This window comes from Acinetobacter sp. A2, from assembly GCF_012371325.1.
Taxonomy (GTDB): domain Bacteria; phylum Pseudomonadota; class Gammaproteobacteria; order Pseudomonadales; family Moraxellaceae; genus Acinetobacter.
Window position 1 is genome coordinate 187,042 of the sequence record NZ_JAAZQX010000001.1, and the last position, 18,257, is coordinate 205,298.

At 42.2% G+C, this 18,257-nt stretch carries 21 protein-coding genes; 14 read left to right on the top strand and 7 right to left on the bottom strand.

Features of this window, described 5'->3' with window-relative positions; translation table 11 throughout:
* Positions 1 to 2: 2 nt before the first annotated feature.
* The 6 genes from HHA43_RS00845 to HHA43_RS00870 all read left to right on the top strand — a co-directional run bounded on the left by HHA43_RS00845 (position 3) and on the right by HHA43_RS00870 (position 5,274).
* A complete protein-coding gene (locus HHA43_RS00845) occupies positions 3 to 971 on the top strand; it encodes an NYN domain-containing protein (RefSeq protein WP_168541432.1) in 969 nt (322 codons plus the stop codon).
* A 14-nt stretch (positions 972 to 985) separates the two neighbouring features.
* Positions 986 to 1,741, top strand: coding sequence for a hypothetical protein (locus tag HHA43_RS00850; protein ID WP_168541434.1), 756 nt, complete (start codon positions 986 to 988; stop codon positions 1,739 to 1,741).
* A gap of 148 nt (positions 1,742 to 1,889) precedes the next feature.
* Positions 1,890 to 3,878 (top strand): ATP-dependent helicase, encoded by a 1,989-nt coding sequence (locus tag HHA43_RS00855; RefSeq protein WP_168541436.1) that lies wholly within the window; start codon positions 1,890 to 1,892, stop codon positions 3,876 to 3,878.
* Positions 3,879 to 3,957: 79 nt separating this feature from the next.
* Positions 3,958 to 4,212, top strand: a complete 255-nt coding sequence (locus HHA43_RS00860) for an RNA recognition motif domain-containing protein (RefSeq protein ID WP_168541438.1) — start codon at positions 3,958 to 3,960, stop codon at positions 4,210 to 4,212.
* Between the two features lie 176 nt (positions 4,213 to 4,388).
* Positions 4,389 to 4,892 (top strand): DUF6586 family protein, encoded by a 504-nt coding sequence (locus HHA43_RS00865; protein ID WP_168541440.1) that lies wholly within the window; start codon positions 4,389 to 4,391, stop codon positions 4,890 to 4,892.
* 103 nt (positions 4,893 to 4,995) lie between these two features.
* On the top strand, positions 4,996 to 5,274 hold the full coding sequence (locus HHA43_RS00870) for a hypothetical protein (RefSeq protein ID WP_004976142.1): 279 nt from the start codon (positions 4,996 to 4,998) through the stop codon (positions 5,272 to 5,274).
* A gap of 128 nt (positions 5,275 to 5,402) precedes the next feature.
* Here the strand turns inward: HHA43_RS00870 and HHA43_RS00875 are convergent, their stop codons facing one another.
* The 4 genes from HHA43_RS00875 to HHA43_RS00890 form a co-directional block, all read right to left on the bottom strand.
* A complete protein-coding gene (locus HHA43_RS00875; protein ID WP_168418522.1) occupies positions 5,403 to 7,118 on the bottom strand; it encodes a cation:proton antiporter in 1,716 nt (571 codons plus the stop codon).
* A 146-nt stretch (positions 7,119 to 7,264) separates the two neighbouring features.
* Complete coding sequence (gene rpmG / locus HHA43_RS00880; protein ID WP_003654787.1) at positions 7,265 to 7,420, bottom strand: 50S ribosomal protein L33; 156 nt, start codon at positions 7,418 to 7,420, stop codon at positions 7,265 to 7,267.
* Positions 7,421 to 7,436: 16 nt separating this feature from the next.
* Positions 7,437 to 7,673, bottom strand: a complete 237-nt coding sequence (gene rpmB / locus HHA43_RS00885; RefSeq protein WP_004976147.1) for a 50S ribosomal protein L28 — start codon at positions 7,671 to 7,673, stop codon at positions 7,437 to 7,439.
* Between the two features lie 163 nt (positions 7,674 to 7,836).
* Positions 7,837 to 9,285 carry a coniferyl aldehyde dehydrogenase gene (locus tag HHA43_RS00890; protein WP_168461078.1) on the bottom strand — a complete coding sequence of 483 codons (1,449 nt, stop codon included), beginning with the start codon at positions 9,283 to 9,285 and terminating at the stop codon, positions 7,837 to 7,839.
* A 116-nt stretch (positions 9,286 to 9,401) separates the two neighbouring features.
* Between HHA43_RS00890 and HHA43_RS00895 the strand changes: the two genes are divergently transcribed.
* The 6 genes from HHA43_RS00895 to HHA43_RS00920 all read left to right on the top strand — a co-directional run bounded on the left by HHA43_RS00895 (position 9,402) and on the right by HHA43_RS00920 (position 14,255).
* Positions 9,402 to 10,103, top strand: coding sequence for a TetR/AcrR family transcriptional regulator (locus HHA43_RS00895; protein ID WP_168418524.1), 702 nt, complete (start codon positions 9,402 to 9,404; stop codon positions 10,101 to 10,103).
* A gap of 91 nt (positions 10,104 to 10,194) precedes the next feature.
* On the top strand, positions 10,195 to 11,061 hold the full coding sequence (gene purU, locus HHA43_RS00900) for a formyltetrahydrofolate deformylase (protein ID WP_168418525.1): 867 nt from the start codon (positions 10,195 to 10,197) through the stop codon (positions 11,059 to 11,061).
* A gap of 261 nt (positions 11,062 to 11,322) precedes the next feature.
* Entirely contained in the window at positions 11,323 to 12,108 is a 786-nt protein-coding gene (locus tag HHA43_RS00905; RefSeq protein ID WP_168418526.1) for an energy transducer TonB, read from the top strand.
* A gap of 19 nt (positions 12,109 to 12,127) precedes the next feature.
* Complete coding sequence (locus tag HHA43_RS00910; RefSeq protein WP_004976156.1) at positions 12,128 to 12,751, top strand: MotA/TolQ/ExbB proton channel family protein; 624 nt, start codon at positions 12,128 to 12,130, stop codon at positions 12,749 to 12,751.
* A complete protein-coding gene (locus tag HHA43_RS00915) occupies positions 12,751 to 13,155 on the top strand; it encodes an ExbD/TolR family protein (RefSeq protein WP_168418527.1) in 405 nt (134 codons plus the stop codon). The genes HHA43_RS00910 and HHA43_RS00915 overlap by 1 nt, the downstream gene beginning before the upstream one ends.
* 170 nt (positions 13,156 to 13,325) lie before the next feature.
* The gene (locus HHA43_RS00920) at positions 13,326 to 14,255 is read left to right on the top strand and encodes a DMT family transporter (RefSeq protein WP_168541442.1); all 930 of its coding nucleotides are present in this window, start codon (positions 13,326 to 13,328) and stop codon (positions 14,253 to 14,255) included.
* Between the two features lie 150 nt (positions 14,256 to 14,405).
* On the opposite strand, the gene HHA43_RS00925 is transcribed toward HHA43_RS00920, so the two are convergent.
* Complete coding sequence (locus HHA43_RS00925; RefSeq protein WP_168418529.1) at positions 14,406 to 15,653, bottom strand: YihY family inner membrane protein; 1,248 nt, start codon at positions 15,651 to 15,653, stop codon at positions 14,406 to 14,408.
* Positions 15,654 to 15,765: 112 nt separating this feature from the next.
* On the opposite strand from HHA43_RS00925, the gene wrbA reads away from it, so the two are divergent.
* On the top strand, positions 15,766 to 16,362 hold the full coding sequence (gene wrbA / locus HHA43_RS00930; RefSeq protein ID WP_168418546.1) for an NAD(P)H:quinone oxidoreductase: 597 nt from the start codon (positions 15,766 to 15,768) through the stop codon (positions 16,360 to 16,362).
* A 290-nt stretch (positions 16,363 to 16,652) separates the two neighbouring features.
* Complete coding sequence (locus HHA43_RS00935) at positions 16,653 to 16,844, top strand: hypothetical protein (RefSeq protein WP_168418530.1); 192 nt, start codon at positions 16,653 to 16,655, stop codon at positions 16,842 to 16,844.
* A 68-nt stretch (positions 16,845 to 16,912) separates the two neighbouring features.
* Here the strand turns inward: HHA43_RS00935 and HHA43_RS00940 are convergent, their stop codons facing one another.
* Together HHA43_RS00940 and HHA43_RS00945 are read right to left on the bottom strand one after the other, a co-directional pair.
* A complete protein-coding gene (locus HHA43_RS00940; protein WP_168541444.1) occupies positions 16,913 to 17,308 on the bottom strand; it encodes a hypothetical protein in 396 nt (131 codons plus the stop codon).
* A 273-nt stretch (positions 17,309 to 17,581) separates the two neighbouring features.
* A complete protein-coding gene (locus tag HHA43_RS00945; RefSeq protein WP_168418532.1) occupies positions 17,582 to 18,157 on the bottom strand; it encodes a xanthine phosphoribosyltransferase in 576 nt (191 codons plus the stop codon).
* Positions 18,158 to 18,257 lie beyond the last annotated feature (100 nt).

An 18,257-nucleotide genomic window follows, 5' to 3' on the forward strand; every position in this document is an offset into this window, starting at 1 on the left:
TTATGGAATTGAAGCCAAAAAAATTCGCCATCTTAATTGATGCAGATAATTCCTCAGTCAATTCGATTGAGTCTGTGTTGGAAGAAGTGGCGAAATATGGCATCGCCAGTGTGAAGCGCGTGTATGGTGACTGGAGTAGCGAAAGTCTGAAAAATTGGCGTGATGTACTTTTACCGCACGCCATTACCCCTGTGCAACAATTTGCTTATACCAAAAGCAAAGATGCCACCGATATGATTTTAATTATCGATGCAATGGACTTGTTGTATAGCGGGGCTTTAGATGGCTTTTGTATTGTATCTAGTGACAGTGATTTTACTCCTTTGGCATCTAGGATTCGTGAAAGTGGTCTAATCGTTTATGGTTTTGGACGTAGTAATACACCTGAAGCTTTTCGCAAAGCTTGCGATAAATTTATTTATGTAGAGAACTTGGTTTCTGAAGCGGAAAAAGCTACGGCTACAGAAGAGCCTGATCAGAAAGAAAAAAATAATAAAGTTGCAGATATTGCACAGAGTATTGATAAATATACTTTAAATCTGATTTATAAAGCGGTTAAAGAAAATGCCGATGACAGTGGTTGGGCTTATTTAGGTGCGATTGGTACTTATATCAGCTCGGTTAAACCTGATTTTGATACCCGAAATTATGGTTACGATAAGCTCTCTGGTTTAATTAAAGCCTTAGGTCTATTTGAAACCAAATTACAGGGGAGTCAAATGTACCTAAGAAAGCGTAGCTTTAGTACTTTCGTCAAGCTTGTCCAAAAAACAATTCAACAGCTTGCTGATCAGGCGGGGTGGGCTAAAGTTTCAGAGATTATTCAGCATATTGAGCAAAATGATCCCTACTTTAATATTCAAAATCAGGGTTTTGAAAACACACAAGCAGCTATACTTTCAATACATAGTGGTTGGTTGGAATTTTCCGGTGATGCTAGTCGTGTTAAAGTCGGCAAACTGATGTCTTAGTGTTGCTGTAACTCATGTGGAAAAAAATCCGAATTTTATGCTTATTGTTGGTTTTACTGGTTGTTGCAGTTAATGCATGGCGTGATCAGAATCAAGACTGGACTAAGCCGATCATCGTATTATTACACCCCATTAATGCCGATGGACGGACAAACACACAAAATTATATCAATACCTTAAATATTGCCAATTTAAACACAGCACAAGACTATCTTAAACAAGCATCACAGCAGTATCGCGGGCAACCAGTTGCATTGTATTTTAAGTTAGGCCGTGAACTTAAACAGATGCCGCCTAAAGTCCCAACGGATGCCTCTTTACTCAGTACCGTGCTCTGGAGTTTAAAGTTTCGTTTTTATGCTTGGCAGCAAAGACAGGGGAGTGATGGTGCTGCAACTGTAACGCTGTATCTGAATTATTATGATCCAAGCCAAACCCAAATTTTAAAACACTCTACCGCACTGCAAAAAGGCAAAATTGGCTCGGTAAATTTATTTGCCTCCAATGCGCACAGCCAGCGCAATACCATGGTGATGGTGCATGAATTACTACATGCCTTTGGTGCAACAGACAAATATGACTTGGCTACAGGTCAGCCAATTTATCCGATTGGCTATGCAGCACCGAATCAACAGCCTTTATATCCACAGCACCAAGCCGAGTTGATGGCAGGTTATATCCCGCTTTCACAAAGTAAAAGCAAAATGCCTGAGTCGTTGGAGCAAACACGCATCAACGAAATTACCGCTATTGAACTGGGCTGGAAATAAGCCTGAGGATAAACCTGTACTTATCCACAACTCACGATACAGCCTGTGCAAAAGTATGCTGAGTGTATGAAATGTGCTATTGATATTCGTGGGCTTATTCTCAAACCGATCTGTTAAACTATTCATCCACCTAGCACGATGAGTCACTATGAGTTTAGCCAGCCTAATTGATGAATTGAACCCCCAACAAAAACAAGCAGCCACCACAGCACATCAACATAGTCTGGTTTTGGCAGGGGCAGGCTGTGGCAAAACCAAAACCATTGTGGCACGTGCAGCGTATTTAATTGATCAGGGTATTCCTGCTAATCAGATTCAAATTTTAACCTTTACCCGTCGTGCAGCCAGTGAAATTGTGGCGCGGGTTGAGTTAGCACTGGGTGAGCAAGCCAAGGGCTTACGTGCTTCGACTTTCCATACTTTTTGTATGTATTTGCTGCGCCGTATCCCCAAAGCATTTGGCTTAGAGCAGTTTTCAATTATTGATCGTGATGATCAGTTAATGATGTTCCGTTTAATTCGCGGCAAAGATGATAAGAAAAACCCAAGTCAGTTGCCTAAGCCTCAAGAATTATGTGACTTATATTCTTTTGCACGAAATACTCGCCAAAAATTGAGTGTGGCATTAGAAAAACAACAGCCAGAATATTTGGCAATGAAAGACCAAATTGCCGAGATCATGCAGGAATATGAAAGCCGTAAACGTGCGCGAGGTTTTTTAGATTATGACGATATTTTGGCTGTGGTGGCATCGGCATTGGCACAATCTGAAGGTCTGGTCGATTATGTCGCATCCATTTGTCAGCACTTGCTGGTCGATGAAATGCAGGACACCAATCCTTTGCAATGGGCGTTGCTTGAACCCTTAAAAGATCGGGTCAACCTGTTTTGCGTGGGTGATGATGCGCAGTCGATTTATGGTTTCCGTGGTGCGGATTTTGAAAATATTCATCATTTCACTGAACGTGTGCCGAATGCTCAAATTTTTAAACTGGAACAAAATTATCGCTCCACACAGGAAATATTAGACCTGTCTAACTGGTTGCTGGAGCAAAGTGAAATTCGCTATAACAAACGATTGCAGGCGTATCGTGGTGATGGCATCAAGCCGAAAATACATATTTTCCCAAATGAGTTTGATGAAGCCAAATGGATCGCCATTGATATTAAAGAGCGACATTTCTTGGAAGGTGCACCGTGGTCAGATCACATGGTGTTGGTACGCTCCAGTTTTGCCGCACGGCATATTGAAGCAGCATGTATTGCGGCAAGTGTGCCGTATCGTTTTATTGGTGGCATGAAGTTATTGGAAACCGCGCATGTGAAAGACTTGCTCAGTTTATTGCGGGTCATTGCCAATCCTCTAGATGATATTGCATGGATGCGTTTTCTGACCTTATGGAATGGCGTGGGTGATGTCGGTGCAAGTAAGTTGGCCCAACAACTATTGCTTGAACCGAGCATGGATAAAATTATTGAAAAGTTGGAAAAGTTTGGAAAATTGCCTGAAAAAACTTTACTGATTATGAAGCAGATGGACGTTTTACGGCATGAAGTTGCTGCTTGTGTCGGTTTGGGGATTGAAGCTATTCAGGAACAATTGGCAGAAAATTATAAAAAAGACTGGAATCGTCGTCAGGGCGATTTTCAGTTGGTGCAACAATTGGCGGCTAAGCATGCGCAGTTAAGTGAATTTTTAGAAGAGTATGTACTCGATCCTGTATCTATTTCAGAAATTGAACGTCAGTCTGATACCGATGTGGTCACTTTGATTACGATTCACTCTGCCAAGGGTACAGAGCAAAAAGTGTGCTATGTGGCCAATGTGACACCGGGGCAGTACCCACACGCACGGGCGCAGGGCAGTTTTGATGATATTGAAGAAGAACGTCGCGTGTTGTATGTGGCCTTGACCCGTGCCCAAAATGAACTGATTTTAACCAAACAAAATCTGAATTTGTGGGCGCGAGACACGGTAGACGAACAGGGGCGCAAGCTAGACAGTTATTTTTTGAATGATTTGACCCGTCAATTGTGTAGCATGGAAACTCATCACCGTACCCGCCAGCAAACAGTTAAAAGCGCCTTGGTGGAACGTCAAGCGATTAATTTAGATTTTGGCATTGATCTCGATTAAACTATGTCACATGGTTTCCTGCAAAAAGTAGAGTAGGCGAGTGCTTTTTGATGTTTTTTGCCTATTTTAAGGTTGTAAGATGAAAATTTTAGTTCGTAGTTTAGAGCGTACGGTTACTGAAGAAGAATTATTAAAACTTTTTCAGGAATACGGCACAGTCGAATCTTGTACGTTGGTGCTGGATGCGGCAACAGGAAAATCGAAAGGATTTGCATTTGTAGAAATGCCGCATGCACGTGAAGCTGTGAAAGCCATTAAAGGCTTGAACACATTGCGTCTGCATGGCCATGGTATTCGAGTCAAAGCGGCGGAAGATAAGCCTGCCTCAAAATAGTTCAAAGGGAGCAAAAAATGCTCCTTTTTTATGCGTATTTTTTAATGTAAATTCTGATGTATGCATTGTATTGGTGCGCATTTTAGGTTGTATAAAAACAGTCTATTTTTTATTGGGAATCGTGTAAAAATCGGTTTAATCTAAAGCTCTTAGACCGCTAAATTGAGGAAAGGCTCATGTCTCGTGTTGCTCGTTTTCATGCAGATCGTACCAATCAGAAATTATATTTCGCACGCCTTTCGTGCCAACAGGCAGAACAAACCGAACACGTTCAGCAAGCACAGGCGCATCGTGAAGCTGCGGTATTTCATTTGCATGGTGCAGTACTGGCTTTTTTGCAGGAATTGGTACGCTATTATCGCCTGAATGACAGCAATCCGACCCTTAAATCGATTGAAGAATTAATGGCCGCAAAAGGGCAGATTTCCCCTGAAGTGGCTCTTTTACAGCAACTGAGTAAATCGGGCTTTATTGCAGAGTTAAAGCGAGCGTATCGCTTGTGTCAGTACACACCAGAACCGAGTGCGCCTGAACCTGAAGATGAAACATCATCTAATTTAATTATTAAAGTCACGCAAACGCCGCAAGCATGGTTGCCAGACACCAAAATTTTACGCGAATGGCATCGAGATTTGACCCAATTGATTGATAGTTTTCGCAATGAGATGGTGGAGTTTTAAGCTGACCAATAGCCCTTGAAAAATTTTTGATCAGCCCGATATAAATATTCTGAACGATGCAAAGTGCAAGCGCCTTTGCCGCCATGTCGAGCATGGAGGATATATGTCTATAGAGCAATTGAAAGAATTATTTGGTAATCAGGAAGCTATTTTGGAGCTGGTGCAGCTTGAAGGCGGTGAGTTGGCATTGCGTAATGCAGGCTCAGAGAAAGAGCCGTTAGTGAAAATCCAGTTCAATGACGAAGTCAAAGCCTTATTGGGTGATCAGACTGCTGTTGTTGCCCAGCACATGATTCAGGCGGCATTATTTGGCTTGTTGGAAAAACAGGTCAATGAGTGGCATGCAGAAATTGTGGATGAGCAGCCAAAATTTATGAGTTGATCTGTATGCTTTAGTGAACTTGCTAGATCAGCAGAGAAAGCAATCGTTCATATAAAAAGCGCACTGTTTAAAGTGCGCTTTTTGTTTGTTTTATATCTGGCTTAGATCGCCATAAGTCCAAACTTGGCTTAATGCGTTGGTGGTTGATGATGCGCAATTTCAATTTGATTTAAAATATAATTACTCATATTTTTCGCCATTTCTTCTTTGGCGAAATACACCTCACCAATGTTGTCCTTACGAATCACTTCGGCTTCAGCTTTGCTTTCTGCACAAACCAAGACCTGAATTTCAGGGTTGAGGGTTTTGGCAATATCCACAATTTTATGAATGTCCAGAATATCCATAGGCGAAAGCACCAACAGTCTTGCATGCTGGATATGCGCCTGAATCAGCACACCTGCTTCTGTCGCAACTCCGCTGACCGCAGCAATGCCTTTGGCACGCAAATCTTCTACAATTTCACGGTTTTCTTCGGCAATCACGACCTTAATATTTTCAGCCATGAGGTTTTGGGTAATACGACGTCCGACTTCACCATGTCCAACAATCACGACCTGATCACGTAAATAGTCCTGTGAGACTTCATCGGGTAGCATCGCTAATGGGTCGCTGCTACGTTCCAGTAAACGTGCCAAGTAAGAGCGTTCCCGAATCCAGTTTTGCACGGGTTCAATTGCAGAGAAAACAAAAGAGTTGAGTGTAATAGAAATGAGTGCTCCTGCCAGAATCAGGTTTTGGCCTTCCAGCGACAACAGTTGTAGCGATACGCCTAAGGTTGCCAAAATGAAGGAGAACTCACCAATTTGCGCTAAGCTTGCACCTACAGTTAAGGCCGTGTTGAGTGGGTAGCGGAAGAACAGCACCAACGCCATTGCTGCAATGGTTTTACCCACCATAATAATGGCAACCACAGCCAGTACGTGTATCGGTTCTTCAATTAAAATACGTGGGTCAAACAGCATGCCCACGGCTACAAAGAACAGGATTGAGAAAATTTCACGTAGTGGAAGAGTTTCTTCTTCGGCACGATGGCTAAAGTCAGACTCTTTCACCACCATACCTGCAAAGAATGCACCGAGCGCCATCGATACGCCAAAGACTTTATAGGCACCAAAGGCAATTGATACCGCTGCTGCAACTACAGTTAGGGTAAACAGTTCCCGAGAGCCCAACCGCGCCACAATTTGCATGATAAAGGGCACAAGGCGTTTGCCCACAATGAGCATAAAGGCAATGAAGCCTGAGACCTTAAGTAAGGTTAGCCCCAAAGTTAGCCAGATATTTTCATCATTTGCACCTTCAATGGCTTGTCCACCCAGTAATACGGCTGTTGCGGGAAGCAGTACCAAGGCCAAGACCATCACTAAGTCTTCAACCAATAACCAACCCACAGCAATTTTACCGTTAACGGAGTCAAGTAAGCCGCGATCTCCTAAGGCTTTGAGCAAAACAACGGTACTGGCACAGGACAGGCTTAAGCCAAAGATGAGCGCAGAGCCAAAACTCCAACCCCACATCATCGACACACCCACACCCAATAAGGTCGCCACTGCAATTTGTAGTATTGCACCAGGCAGGGCAATACGTCGGACTTGCATGAGATCGTTCAGGGAAAAGTGCATGCCCACGCCAAACATGAGGAACATTACCCCAAGTTCTGCCAGTTGGTTGGCTAAATGGATGTCGGCAACAATTCCGGGGGTGTTGGGGCTAATGATCACCCCAGCAATTAAATAGCCCATGAGCGGCGGCAGGCGTAAACGAGCAGCGATATAACCAAATACCAGCGCCAAGCCAAAACCAACGGCAAGTAAGATAATGAGTTCTACATCATGCGGCACGAGAAACTCCTGAAGCCATGGTTAACCTTATGTGAAGACAAGCACAAACAGTGCCAAAAGAAAAATGCGAGGAAATTTTAACAAGTGGGGCAAAAAAAGTGCAAAAAAAACGACCTAATTCAGGTCGTTTTTTTAAAAAGCCAAAATTATTTGATTTTAGCTTCTTTGAAAATCACGTGTTGACGGATTTTTGGATCAAATTTTTTGATTTCCATTTTTTCCGGCATAGTACGTTTGTTTTTAGTAGTGGTGTAGAAATAACCAGTACCCGCTGTAGACACTAAGCGAATCTTATCACGCATTGTCTTGACTCCTTACTTAGATCTTTTGACCTTGAGCACGTAGGTCAGCAACAACCTTTTCAATGCCCAATTTGTCGATAATACGCATACCTTTAGTGGTTAAACGAAGACGTACGAAACGTTTTTCGCTTTCTAACCAGAAACGGTGGTTGTGCAGGTTCGGCTCGAACCGGCGCTTAGTTTTGTTGTTGGCGTGTGAGACGTTGTTACCAACGACTGGACGCTTGCCGGTAACTTGGCAAACCTTAGACATGGTGTAACTCCATTGATTTAGCCAACAGCAAATCTGTATGGCCAGTCAAAAATAAACGGATGAATTCATTCAAGGGGCGTTTTATATCAAAAATACGCTTAAAAGACAAGCGATTTTCTTCAAAAACAGCATGAGCTAGTTTGATAGCTCATGCCTTGATCAGTTAGCGAAGCAGCGTCTTCGAAATCAATCGATGAATCGGCTTATCAAATGGGGGAAGAATGAACTTCAAGCTATATAGCTTCGGATTAGACATTACCGACCGTTCATGTGATAAGCTGAAAAAACCTTCAGGACCGTGATATTTCCCCATCCCTGATGCGCCAACACCGCCAAACGGTAGGTCATCTTGTGCAACGTGGGTCAATACAGTATTGATTCCGAAATGCCCTGAATGGGTTCGCTGTGCGACATAGTCGGCACGCGCCTGATCAAAGTCGAAATAGTATAAAGCAAGAGGACGCGGTCGGCTATTAATAAACTCGATTACATCATCAATTTGATCATATTCTAAGATAGGTAGCACTGGCCCGAAGATTTCGTTTTGCATAATTTGCATGTCTGGGCTGACATTGGTCAGTACGGTAGGCGCCATTTTGCGGGTTGCAGCGACATTTTCACTTTGCGGATTAATTTCAATAATATTGGCACCGCGTTCACGGGCATCTTCCAAATAACCTTGCAAACGGCGGTACTGTTTGTCATTAATAATGGCGGTATAGTCCTGATTGTCACGAATGTGTGGATACATTTCCGTCACATAGCGTTCAAAATGTTCCATAAATTCGGCAGTTTTACCTTTAGGCAGGAACATATAGTCAGGCGCAACGCAGGTTTGACCTGCGTTCCAAAGTTTACCTACGGCAAGACGTTGAGCAACATCGGCCATGTCGCTAGAAGGGTGAACCAAAACAGGTGATTTTCCACCAAGTTCTAAAATGACAGGAACTAAGTTTTTGGATGCTGCAGCCATTACCGTTTTACCGACTTCGGTAGAGCCTGTGAAAATCATTTTGTCAAAAGGTAAATGGCTGAAGGCGTCAGAAAGATTACCACCGCCATTAATCACTGCCACCAGTTCTTGTGGGAACGCTTCACTCAAGGCATTTTCCAATACCCGACCAAAATGGGTCGAGGCACTGGAAATTTTGATCATGGCATTGTTACCTGCAGCCAAAGCACAAATGAGTGGGCCTAAAGACAGTAATAATGGATAATTCCATGGTGCAATAATGCCAATCACCCCTAAAGGCTGATACTGTACCCATGCTTTTGCAGGTTGGTGAATGATTCCGACTTGACGTTTAGACGGTTTCATCCAATTGCTTAGGTTTTTACTGTAGTATTTGATATGTTCTAAACAAGTCAGCAGCTCGCCAATTTTAGTTTCTGCAATGGCACGGTTGCCATAGTCACGATTAATCGCTTCAGCAAATTGGTCTTGATATTTCACAATGACACGTTTTAAGCGAGCTAAACGCTCAATGCGTTCTTTGGCACTTGGGACAGGATTACGTTGATACGCATATTTCTGCAATGCCAAAATATCATCCAGACGTTGTAAATCGGGTGAATGAGGGGTCATTGAAGTTGTTTTTGTTTGACTGTTCATGGCATGTTACCATTCAATAAAAGCAATATAAGTTAGTTTTTAGAGTATTTACTCTAAACAGTCAAGTGACTTTATGTTTTCGCTCCCCCAAATTTTAAAGAATGGTTGTTTTTAGGATGTCACAAACCAAAACGTTGAAAACCAAAGAACGTATTTTGCAATTGAGTTTGCAATTGTTTAACGAGCGTGGTGAGCGTTCAGTTACAACCAATCATATTGCGGCTGAATTGGGCATGAGCCCAGGGAATTTGTATTACCATTTCCGCAATAAGAACGAAATTATTAAAGAGTTGATGGAGCAATACCAGCAGGAAACTTTAGAAATGTTGGCCTTACCTGAAAGCCGTGGGTTGGATGCCAACGATAAAATTCGTTATTTTCAGGTACTCAGTAGTCAGTTATGGGCCTATCGTTTTTTGCATCGTGATGTCTATCACTTGGTCGAAACCAATGAAGATTTCCGCAAAATGTATCCGCGTTTTGCAGGGCAGGTCATGCAGCAGGGGCAGAAAATTTATCAGGCCTTTGTGGATGCAGGACTCATGCAAATGACCGAGTCGGAAATTGAAGCCTTAATTATTAATATCTGGATTGTGCTGACCAACTGGACCAACTTCTTATATATGTCGGGTCACATTACCGATTCCAATCATTTAGAAGAAAAATGGGTATGGCAGGCTTTGCGTCAAATGTTGTTCCTTGAGGGGGCATATTTACGTGGTGAAAGCCGTGCGACTTATGAGCGATTATTGGAAACATTGGGTTCATCTGAACTGTTTGCAAGTTTATCATCCAGTAAAAATACCCAAGCCGACTAAGCGGCTGTGAATGGCTATTTAGAATGTCTGAGAAACGCGTTAGAATACTCGGCTTGTTTTTCAATTTAACCAAGTAGTGACTTAAAACAACATGAATATGACGACTGCGAATACTGCACGTTTACTGATTACCTGTGAAGATAAACCGGGTATTGTGCAGGCTGTATCAAGCTTTTTGTATCATCAGGGAGCTAACATTACTGCGCTTGATCAATACGCAACAGAAGCACAGGGCGGGCGTTATTTCATGCGGGTTGAGTTTGAGCTGGATCATTTGCAAAGCCGTAAAGAAAGCTTATTGCAAACGTTTGCATCTAACGTGGCAGAACGCTATGACATGCAGTGGCGTTTGGCCTTAGTCAGCGATGTGAAAAAAGTCGGCATTTTGGTGTCTAAAGTCGATCATGCTTTGCTTGAGTTGTTATGGCGTCATTCACGTGGCGGTTTACCGTGTGAAATTACCAAAGTAGTGTCGAACCATGACACATTGCGTGAAGCGGTAGAAAATTTTGGTATCCCATTTGAAGTGGTACCTGTAAATAAAGAAAATAAACGTGAAGCTTATGCTCAAATTGATGAATTGATGCAAGGCAATGATTTGCTGGTATTGGCGCGTTATATGCAAATTCTGGATGAAGAGTTTGTGTCTAAGTGGGAAATGAAAGTGATCAATATTCACCACTCTTTCTTGCCGGCCTTTGTGGGAGCAAACCCGTACAAACAAGCCTATGAAAAAGGCGTGAAGTTGATTGGTGCAACGGCACACTACGTGACTGCAGACCTAGACCAAGGCCCGATTATTGAGCAAGATGTAGAGCGTGTAAACCATGACTTTACGGTAGATCAGTTGCGCGAATTGGGGCAGGACGTTGAACGTAATGTACTGGCTCGTGCAGTCAAATGGCATTTAGAAGACCGTATTATTGTAGATGGCAACAAAACTGTTGTATTTCAATAGGGTGTAAAGCCATCTCAAGATTGAACAAAAAACATGCCGTCTAGGCATGTTTTTTTATACTATAATTGTAATGTTATAACATTTATTTTAATTGTGTATTAATAAGCATAATGTGTGATTGTTCACATGTGTTATTAAAAAATAGTTGCAAATGAAAACACTTCTCATTTATTATTGCGTTACTTTAATTGTGCTAACCGATCAGTTTGATCGTATAAGCTGTGATGGTTTGGCAATTGCTTTTCAAGGTCGCTGACTTTAATGAACCAATCTCCCAACGCTATGACGCATACATCCCACACCATGAAAAAGAAAGTTGTAACAGCTTTAGCCGTGGTTGCATTGGGACACGTGGGCGTGTTGTGGGCATTGGGGCAGATGCCAACCCCAAGCTTAAAGCCAATAGAAAAAGAACCTTTAAAAGTCCGCTTTGTAAAAATTCAAGAACCTCCAAAACCTTTGCCGCCACAACCTAAAGCTGAGCCGCAACCAGAAAAACCAAAACCGCAGCCAGTGAAAGAAGTGCCAGTGGTAGAAAAACCGTTACCACCGCCACCTAAAAAAGTGGAAAAAGTACAGCAGGTGAAAAAAGCGGAAGCGCCTAAGCCTGTGGCAAAACCCGTAGAAAAACCTGTCGAGCGTGTTGTGAAACCTGCACCTGTAGCGACAGTGACTGAAACTAAGGTGGTACAAGCCGCACCTAAACCAACTCCTGCGCCTGTTGCACCCGCACCTGTCGTGCCAGCCGCACCTAAAACAGTTTCAATTGGTGGGTCAGGGGTGCAATGGAGTCGCTCACCAAAACCAACTTATAGTAACCGCGATTTACAAGGTGAAACCCGAACAGTGGTAGTTCTCATTGAGGCCAATGAAAAAGGCGCAATTACCCATGCACAAATCACCCGTTCCAGTGGTTTACCTGCTTTAGATCAAAAGATTTTACGCGCTGTGCGTAGTGCAAAATTCAAACCGTACAAAGAAAATGGCGTTGCTTATCCAATTCGTGCTGAGCAGCCTTTTGAATTGACATTGAACCCTAACGGCTAACCTTAACAGGAGTTCGAGTATGAACTTTTCCGTCTATTGGCAACATGCAGATGCAGTCAGCAAAACACTGTATTTCGTGTTATTGGCGATGTCGATTGCGACATGGACCATCTTCGCATTACGTTTGATGGGCACGCGCCAATTGAAGCAACAAGCTTATGCTCAACTGTCTCAGGCTTTAAATCAGCTTAAGGCAAAACTGGCGCCACTAAGTTTTGAACAGCGCAAAGCGGTTGCAGAACAGGCCCTATTGCGTCAAATTTCTGTAGAAAAAGCATCGGCAGAAAAAGGGGTGTCGGTATTGGGTACAATTGCCTCACTTGCACCGTTTGTCGGTTTATTCGGTACGGTTTGGGGAATTTTCCATGCACTGGTTGCCGTAGGTAAAAGTGGGCAGGCAGGACTGGCACAAGTCGCAACCCCAGTGGGTGAAGCTTTAATTATGACAGGCTTTGGTTTGGCAGTCGCAATTCCAGCAGTGATTGCCTACAACATTTGCTCACGCGTGAACCGTACCTTATCGAACAATCTGCAAGATCATGCACACAGCTTGTTGATTGATACCATGTTGCAGCAAGATTCATCTGTGCAAAAAACAGAAGTGAAAGCAACACAACAAAGTTTGGTGGGAGGTCAGGTTTAATGGCTTTTCAATTGGGTGAAGACAACGACTCAGGCATGAATGAGATGAACCTCATTCCCCTGATCGACATTATGTTGGTATTGATGATCATCTTTTTGGTGACAGCGACCGTTGCCAACCCATCTATACCATTAACCTTGCCGCAAACGACTGCAGAGATTGTCGATTTACCACCTGAGCAAATTCAGGTCAGTATCAATGCCAATGGTGAAGTGGCGTGGGATGATCAAATTATTAGCTTAGATGAGTTGCAAACCCGCTTTAACAGCGCCAGTCAGCAAGCTCAGCAACCAACGGTGGTGTTAAGAGCCGACAAAGAAGCGCGTTATGATACTGTAGCGCAAGTGATGTCACGTGCGAGTGAAGCCGGACTCAGTGATATTGCTTTTGCAACAGACGATTAAGCCCATATCTTATTTAAAATTAGCGATCTTTTAAGGTCGCTTTTTTTATGCGAACTCACGCATAATGCCAAAATATTTCACCTACTCAAGCGTATTTAATCAACCAAGCTATTTGGGTTGAGTTCGCCGCTTATTTGAAAGTCTATTTTTTGTTTAAATCAGGTTCAGCCATGAGTTCACGCCAAGCACTGGATGCAAAAGCCAGTAGTATGATGCTTATTTTGTGCGTCTTTTGGGGTTTACAACAAGTGGTGCTGAAGCTGGCCGCACCTGATATTTCTCCATTAATGCAATTGGCATTACGCTCAGGTTTATCTGCCATCATGGTGTTGCCTTTGTTGTGGATGGCAAGAAATACGCAATTGCTTGCAGCGCAATATGTGTATCCCGGCATATTGGTCGGGGTGTTGTTTGCCGCAGAATTTTTTATGCTAGGGCAAGCTATTCAATATACCTCTGCCTCGCACGTGGTGGTTTTACTATATACCGCACCTATTTTTGTGGCTTTAGGCTTACATTGGAAACTACCTGCAGAGCAGTTATCTCCTTTGCAGTGGAGCGGAATTATTTTGGCTTTTGTCGGGATTGCGGTTACGTTTTTGTGGCGTGCTGAATCTCAACAGCAAGACTTCAGCCAAATGCTTTTTGGTGATTTACTGGCCTTAAGTGCAGGTATGCTTTGGGCAGCCACCACGATAGCTGTACGTTTAAGCCGTTTGTCTGAAGCACCTGCAACGCAAACCCTGTTTTATCAATTGGTAGGTGGCTTTCTGATTTTATTGCCTATGGCGTATGCACTCGGGCAAGCAGACATTCATTGGACTGCTATTGCATGGGCAAGTTTGGTTTTTCATGCTGTGTTGATTTCATTTATTAGCTATTTGGCTTGGTTTTGGTTGTTGAAGCAATATTTAGCCTCTAGCTTAGGCGTATTTTCATTTTTAACCCCTTTATTCGGGGTGTTGTTTGGTGTTTGGTTATTGAATGAAAGTCTGAGTCAAAGTTTTATCGTCGGGGCAATTTTGGTCATGTTGGGCGTGTTGATGGTCAATGCACAAGGTTGGTTTAAAAATAAAACTCAGGTAAAGCAAAGCAAATAAGCTGTGCTGCTCGGTTTGAATTCGGTTGGGTTGTGGTTTGGCAGACTTTATCTGCAATCAAGCAAAAACCATCTTCAAGCGATTTAGTGAATTGCATACCTAAACTTGAAAATGGTTTTTGCTAAAAATTGAAATGATCTAGATTAGCCGTTATTTCGCTTCAAAAATTTTAGATAACGGAATGGAAAGTTTGGCAGCTAAGTAGTCGTCAGATTCAATTAAAATAGGCCCTAGTTTTTGCATCCATTCATCATCAGGATACACATTGGCTAACTCCTGACGGCGTGGTAAAGAGTAAGGTAATTTTGAATAAAAACTCCAAAAATCCACCTGAGACAAATTACGCACCAACACGAATTCATCATTTTCAGTGCGCTTAATTAAATTTTGTTGTTCCAACATCAATACATAAGATGGCCAGCGTCCAATTTCATTGCGGCCTAAAACATCCAGTGCTTCTGCCTCGCTCACACTCTCGCCACGCATTTGCTTTTTATAGAACAATTCCAGCAAGTCTAAAAGCATAAGTAGGGGATGGCATTTTTTTTCTCGACTGGCTTCAAATGCGGTCAGGGCATAACTAATTTCGACACCTAAGAGTACGATGTTCCAAGACAGAAAAATCCACAGTAAGAAAATAGGCACAGCCGCAAATGCACCATAAATCAGCTCATAGCTGGTGAAGTTGGACATAATAAAACCAAACAGGTTTTTTAATAATTCAAACACCACTGCGCTAAAAACACCTGCAATTAGGGCGGCTTTTACAGGCACACTACGGTTGGGAATCGTCCAGTTTAGAATAAAAAAGCCTAAAACAGTCAGTGCGAATGAAATCAGCCATAAAATAAACGCACCGTTGAGCTCATAACCTGCAAAGTTATTACTGAGTACATTCATAGATGCCAAAGTGGATGAAATAACAAAGGCACTGCCCAGCAAAATAGGTCCTAAAGAAATAATGGTCCAATAACGCATAAAACCCATAATGCCACCACGGGTTTCTTTGACACGCCAAATGCGATTAAACACGGTTTCAATACTGGTCAGCATCATCACTGTGGTAATGAATAAAAACAGAATCCCGATAATCGTGAGGTTGCTAGATTTATCAGTAAAAGCACTTAAGGCTTTGTCGAATGCGATGGTGGTTTTAGGTAAAAAGTTACTGTAAATCAGCTGTTGTAATTGTTGGCGTGCAGGTTCAAGTGCCTTAATGGAAGAGATGATCACTAAAAAAACGGTCAGCATCGGCACAACCGCAAACAGGGTGGTGTAGGTTAAAGAACCTGCTTGTTCACGGCAGCGGTCGGCTTCAAAGCGACGCAGCACAAATAAGACAAATTGAAACCATTTTTTGTCATAGAAGGGCAGTTTCTTTAAATACTCAACAATCATACAGTCGCTGTCTCAATTTTTAATCATCTTTATGTGTTTTCATGTTTAAGCTTAACCAAAAAAGCAGCAAAATACCGTATAGTTTTCATTTTTAGTCTGATTTATTCGCATGATGCAAGCATATATCCTGGTTTTGTACTTTAGTAAATATGGTTCTACTAAGGAAATGGCACATTTAATTGCCAATGGAGTAGAGGCCAGTGGCATGCCTGTTAAAATTAGAACCGTACCCAATATTTCAACTGTTGTACAACAAGCTGAGCCAAGTATTCCAGCAGAAGGCGATATTTACTGTACTTTGGATGATCTGGCCAATTGTTCAGGTTTAGCCTTAGGTTCGCCAACACGCTTTGGCAATATGGCATCAGAAATGAAATACTTTTGGGATCAAACCACCAGTCTGTGGCTGAATGGTGCGTTACATAATAAACCTGCCTGTGTGTTTACCTCTTCAGGTTCGATGCATGGCGGACAGGAAAGCACTTTACTGACTATGTTACCGCCACTTTTTCACCATGGCATGATGATCATGGGCTTGCACAATGCACATCCTGCGTTATCCAACACCAAGACAGGCGGTACACCGTATGGGGCAACTCATGTGAGTGGCCCACGCCACGATCAGGCTTTGAGTCAGGATGAAAAAATCTTGTGTGAAGCACAAGGGCAACGTTTAGGCGAAATGGTGAAAAAGTTACAAGGAATGTAATTTTCTGAATCATTAACTCAGGTGTAAAACGAATAGAATGTTTTACACCTTGATTGTATTTGAGCTTCATTGGCTGCGGTAATTTGAGTATTTTTATTTATGCAAAAAAAACAAATTACTTTTCACGTAAAATCACTATTTTTAGTGATATTCAGTCTTTCACTTTTCACATTTAATAGCCACTTTAAAAGCAGAATTTTCTGTCACGGTTCACGCAGCATTTTTTGTGCAGGTATATGTATTAAGCACAATGGATTGCTGTAAAAATGAGAGATTGAGGAAAAGTGGAAATGAATAAGTTAGTGTTAATTGGTTTAGCTGTATTGAGTTTAGGCTGTTCGTGGTCGAGTGTAGCTGCAACTGAGATTGTACACAGTCTGAACTTCCCCCAAGAACAACCAGCCCAAAAACAACCTGCAGAAGTTCAATATTTAGCAGCTCAAAAGCCAGTAATTGCAGCCGAAAATGTACAAGTAAAATAATAAAAAGATGTGATAAAAGTGCTGTTTTATACAGCACTTTTTTATATGAAAATCTACGTTTGGTGTGTTTAAGATTGGTTTGGTTTGATTTGTTCTTTAAAACGGTGTTTGCATTTCAGACAATGAAAATCAAGAAAGATATTTTGGTCGACAATTACACCTGCTTTTTTACCAAAGCGATGCCCTAAAAAGCCGCCAGTGATTCCAACACTAATTGCACCTACAAAAGTGCCAATGGTACCACCCATAATCACCCCAAGAGGCCCTGCCACAGTACCAATTGCAGCACCAATTGATGCACCAGAGGCAGCACCGCCGACGGTTCCAGCCGCTGTTCCTGCCGAGCCTAATAAGACTCCACCAATTTTTTGTAAGCTTTGTTCATGGTCGCGTTTTTCAACTTGGGTTGAGCCACACTTTGGACAGACGATACTGTGTTCCATCAACGGATTGTCTTGTGTCATGACTGTAAAATGCCTTGTACTGATGCTGTTTGCATAACTGCAAGCAGGATGTCAAAAGAGTGAGTAATCTTTCCCTTCTTTATATTTAAGAGATTTACACACTATTGTTTAAGAGGTTCAGCATGGCGTAGCGCTGTCATTTTGTAAATAAAATATATGTAAATGAGTTGCTTAAGTTTGCAAAATAATAGGGCTAAAAAAAGAGCGCCGTAGCGCTCTTTTTGAGATTTAATTTTGTGTCATGACTAGATTTATTGCTTCTGCGAGCAAGGCTTAATCACGTACAAATTCAACTGTACCATTTGCCAAGGATTTAACACGGGCCAATGACTCGACACGGTAGCCTTTTTCTAAGAGTAATTCACGACCAGACTGGAATGATTTTTCAATCACAATTCCAATGCCGACCACTTCTGCTTGGGCTTGATGAATCAGATCTGCCAGCCCCAGTGCTGCTTGACCATTCGCTAAAAAGTCATCAATGACCAACACTTTGTCGGTAGCATGAATGTGTTTGTTTGAAATGGCGATAGTGCTTTCCGTTTGTTTGGTAAATGAAAACACTTTAGAACGGTATAAATCATCTTTTAAAGTTAAAGATTGATATTTACGTGCAAAAATTACAGGAACGCCCAGTTCTAAACCTGCCATGACTGCAGGTGCAATACCTGATGCTTCAATGGTAATAATTTTGGTGATGCCTGCATCTTTAAATAAACGCGCAAATTCTTGACCAATTTGCTGCATCATCACAGGGTCAATTTGATGGTTTAAGAAAGAATCGACTTTGAGAACCGTCTCAGATAAAACGATACCTTCAGCTAAAATTTTCTGTTCTAGTGCATGCACGGGAGAATCCTCAAGGGCAGGTGCTTTTTAAAGCAAAAGCGTATTTTAAAAAGCACCTGAAAAAATGCAAGAACAATTTACCAAATGGTGAATAGCTGCC

Coding starts and splice junctions, on each gene's coding strand:
- HHA43_RS00845 (WP_168541432.1), top strand. CDS start 3: ATGGAATTGAAGCCAAAAAAATTCGCCATCTTAATTGATGCAGATAAT.
- HHA43_RS00850 (WP_168541434.1), top strand. CDS start 986: ATGTGGAAAAAAATCCGAATTTTATGCTTATTGTTGGTTTTACTGGTT.
- HHA43_RS00855 (WP_168541436.1), top strand. CDS start 1,890: ATGAGTTTAGCCAGCCTAATTGATGAATTGAACCCCCAACAAAAACAA.
- HHA43_RS00860 (WP_168541438.1), top strand. CDS start 3,958: ATGAAAATTTTAGTTCGTAGTTTAGAGCGTACGGTTACTGAAGAAGAA.
- HHA43_RS00865 (WP_168541440.1), top strand. CDS start 4,389: ATGTCTCGTGTTGCTCGTTTTCATGCAGATCGTACCAATCAGAAATTA.
- HHA43_RS00870 (WP_004976142.1), top strand. CDS start 4,996: ATGTCTATAGAGCAATTGAAAGAATTATTTGGTAATCAGGAAGCTATT.
- rpmG (WP_003654787.1), bottom strand. CDS start 7,420: ATGCGTGATAAGATTCGCTTAGTGTCTACAGCGGGTACTGGTTATTTC.
- rpmB (WP_004976147.1), bottom strand. CDS start 7,673: ATGTCTAAGGTTTGCCAAGTTACCGGCAAGCGTCCAGTCGTTGGTAAC.
- HHA43_RS00890 (WP_168461078.1), bottom strand. CDS start 9,285: ATGAACAGTCAAACAAAAACAACTTCAATGACCCCTCATTCACCCGAT.
- HHA43_RS00895 (WP_168418524.1), top strand. CDS start 9,402: ATGTCACAAACCAAAACGTTGAAAACCAAAGAACGTATTTTGCAATTG.
- purU (WP_168418525.1), top strand. CDS start 10,195: ATGAATATGACGACTGCGAATACTGCACGTTTACTGATTACCTGTGAA.
- HHA43_RS00905 (WP_168418526.1), top strand. CDS start 11,323: ATGAACCAATCTCCCAACGCTATGACGCATACATCCCACACCATGAAA.
- HHA43_RS00910 (WP_004976156.1), top strand. CDS start 12,128: ATGAACTTTTCCGTCTATTGGCAACATGCAGATGCAGTCAGCAAAACA.
- HHA43_RS00915 (WP_168418527.1), top strand. CDS start 12,751: ATGGCTTTTCAATTGGGTGAAGACAACGACTCAGGCATGAATGAGATG.
- HHA43_RS00920 (WP_168541442.1), top strand. CDS start 13,326: ATGAGTTCACGCCAAGCACTGGATGCAAAAGCCAGTAGTATGATGCTT.
- HHA43_RS00925 (WP_168418529.1), bottom strand. CDS start 15,653: ATGATTGTTGAGTATTTAAAGAAACTGCCCTTCTATGACAAAAAATGG.
- wrbA (WP_168418546.1), top strand. CDS start 15,766: ATGCAAGCATATATCCTGGTTTTGTACTTTAGTAAATATGGTTCTACT.
- HHA43_RS00935 (WP_168418530.1), top strand. CDS start 16,653: ATGAATAAGTTAGTGTTAATTGGTTTAGCTGTATTGAGTTTAGGCTGT.
- HHA43_RS00940 (WP_168541444.1), bottom strand. CDS start 17,308: ATGACACAAGACAATCCGTTGATGGAACACAGTATCGTCTGTCCAAAG.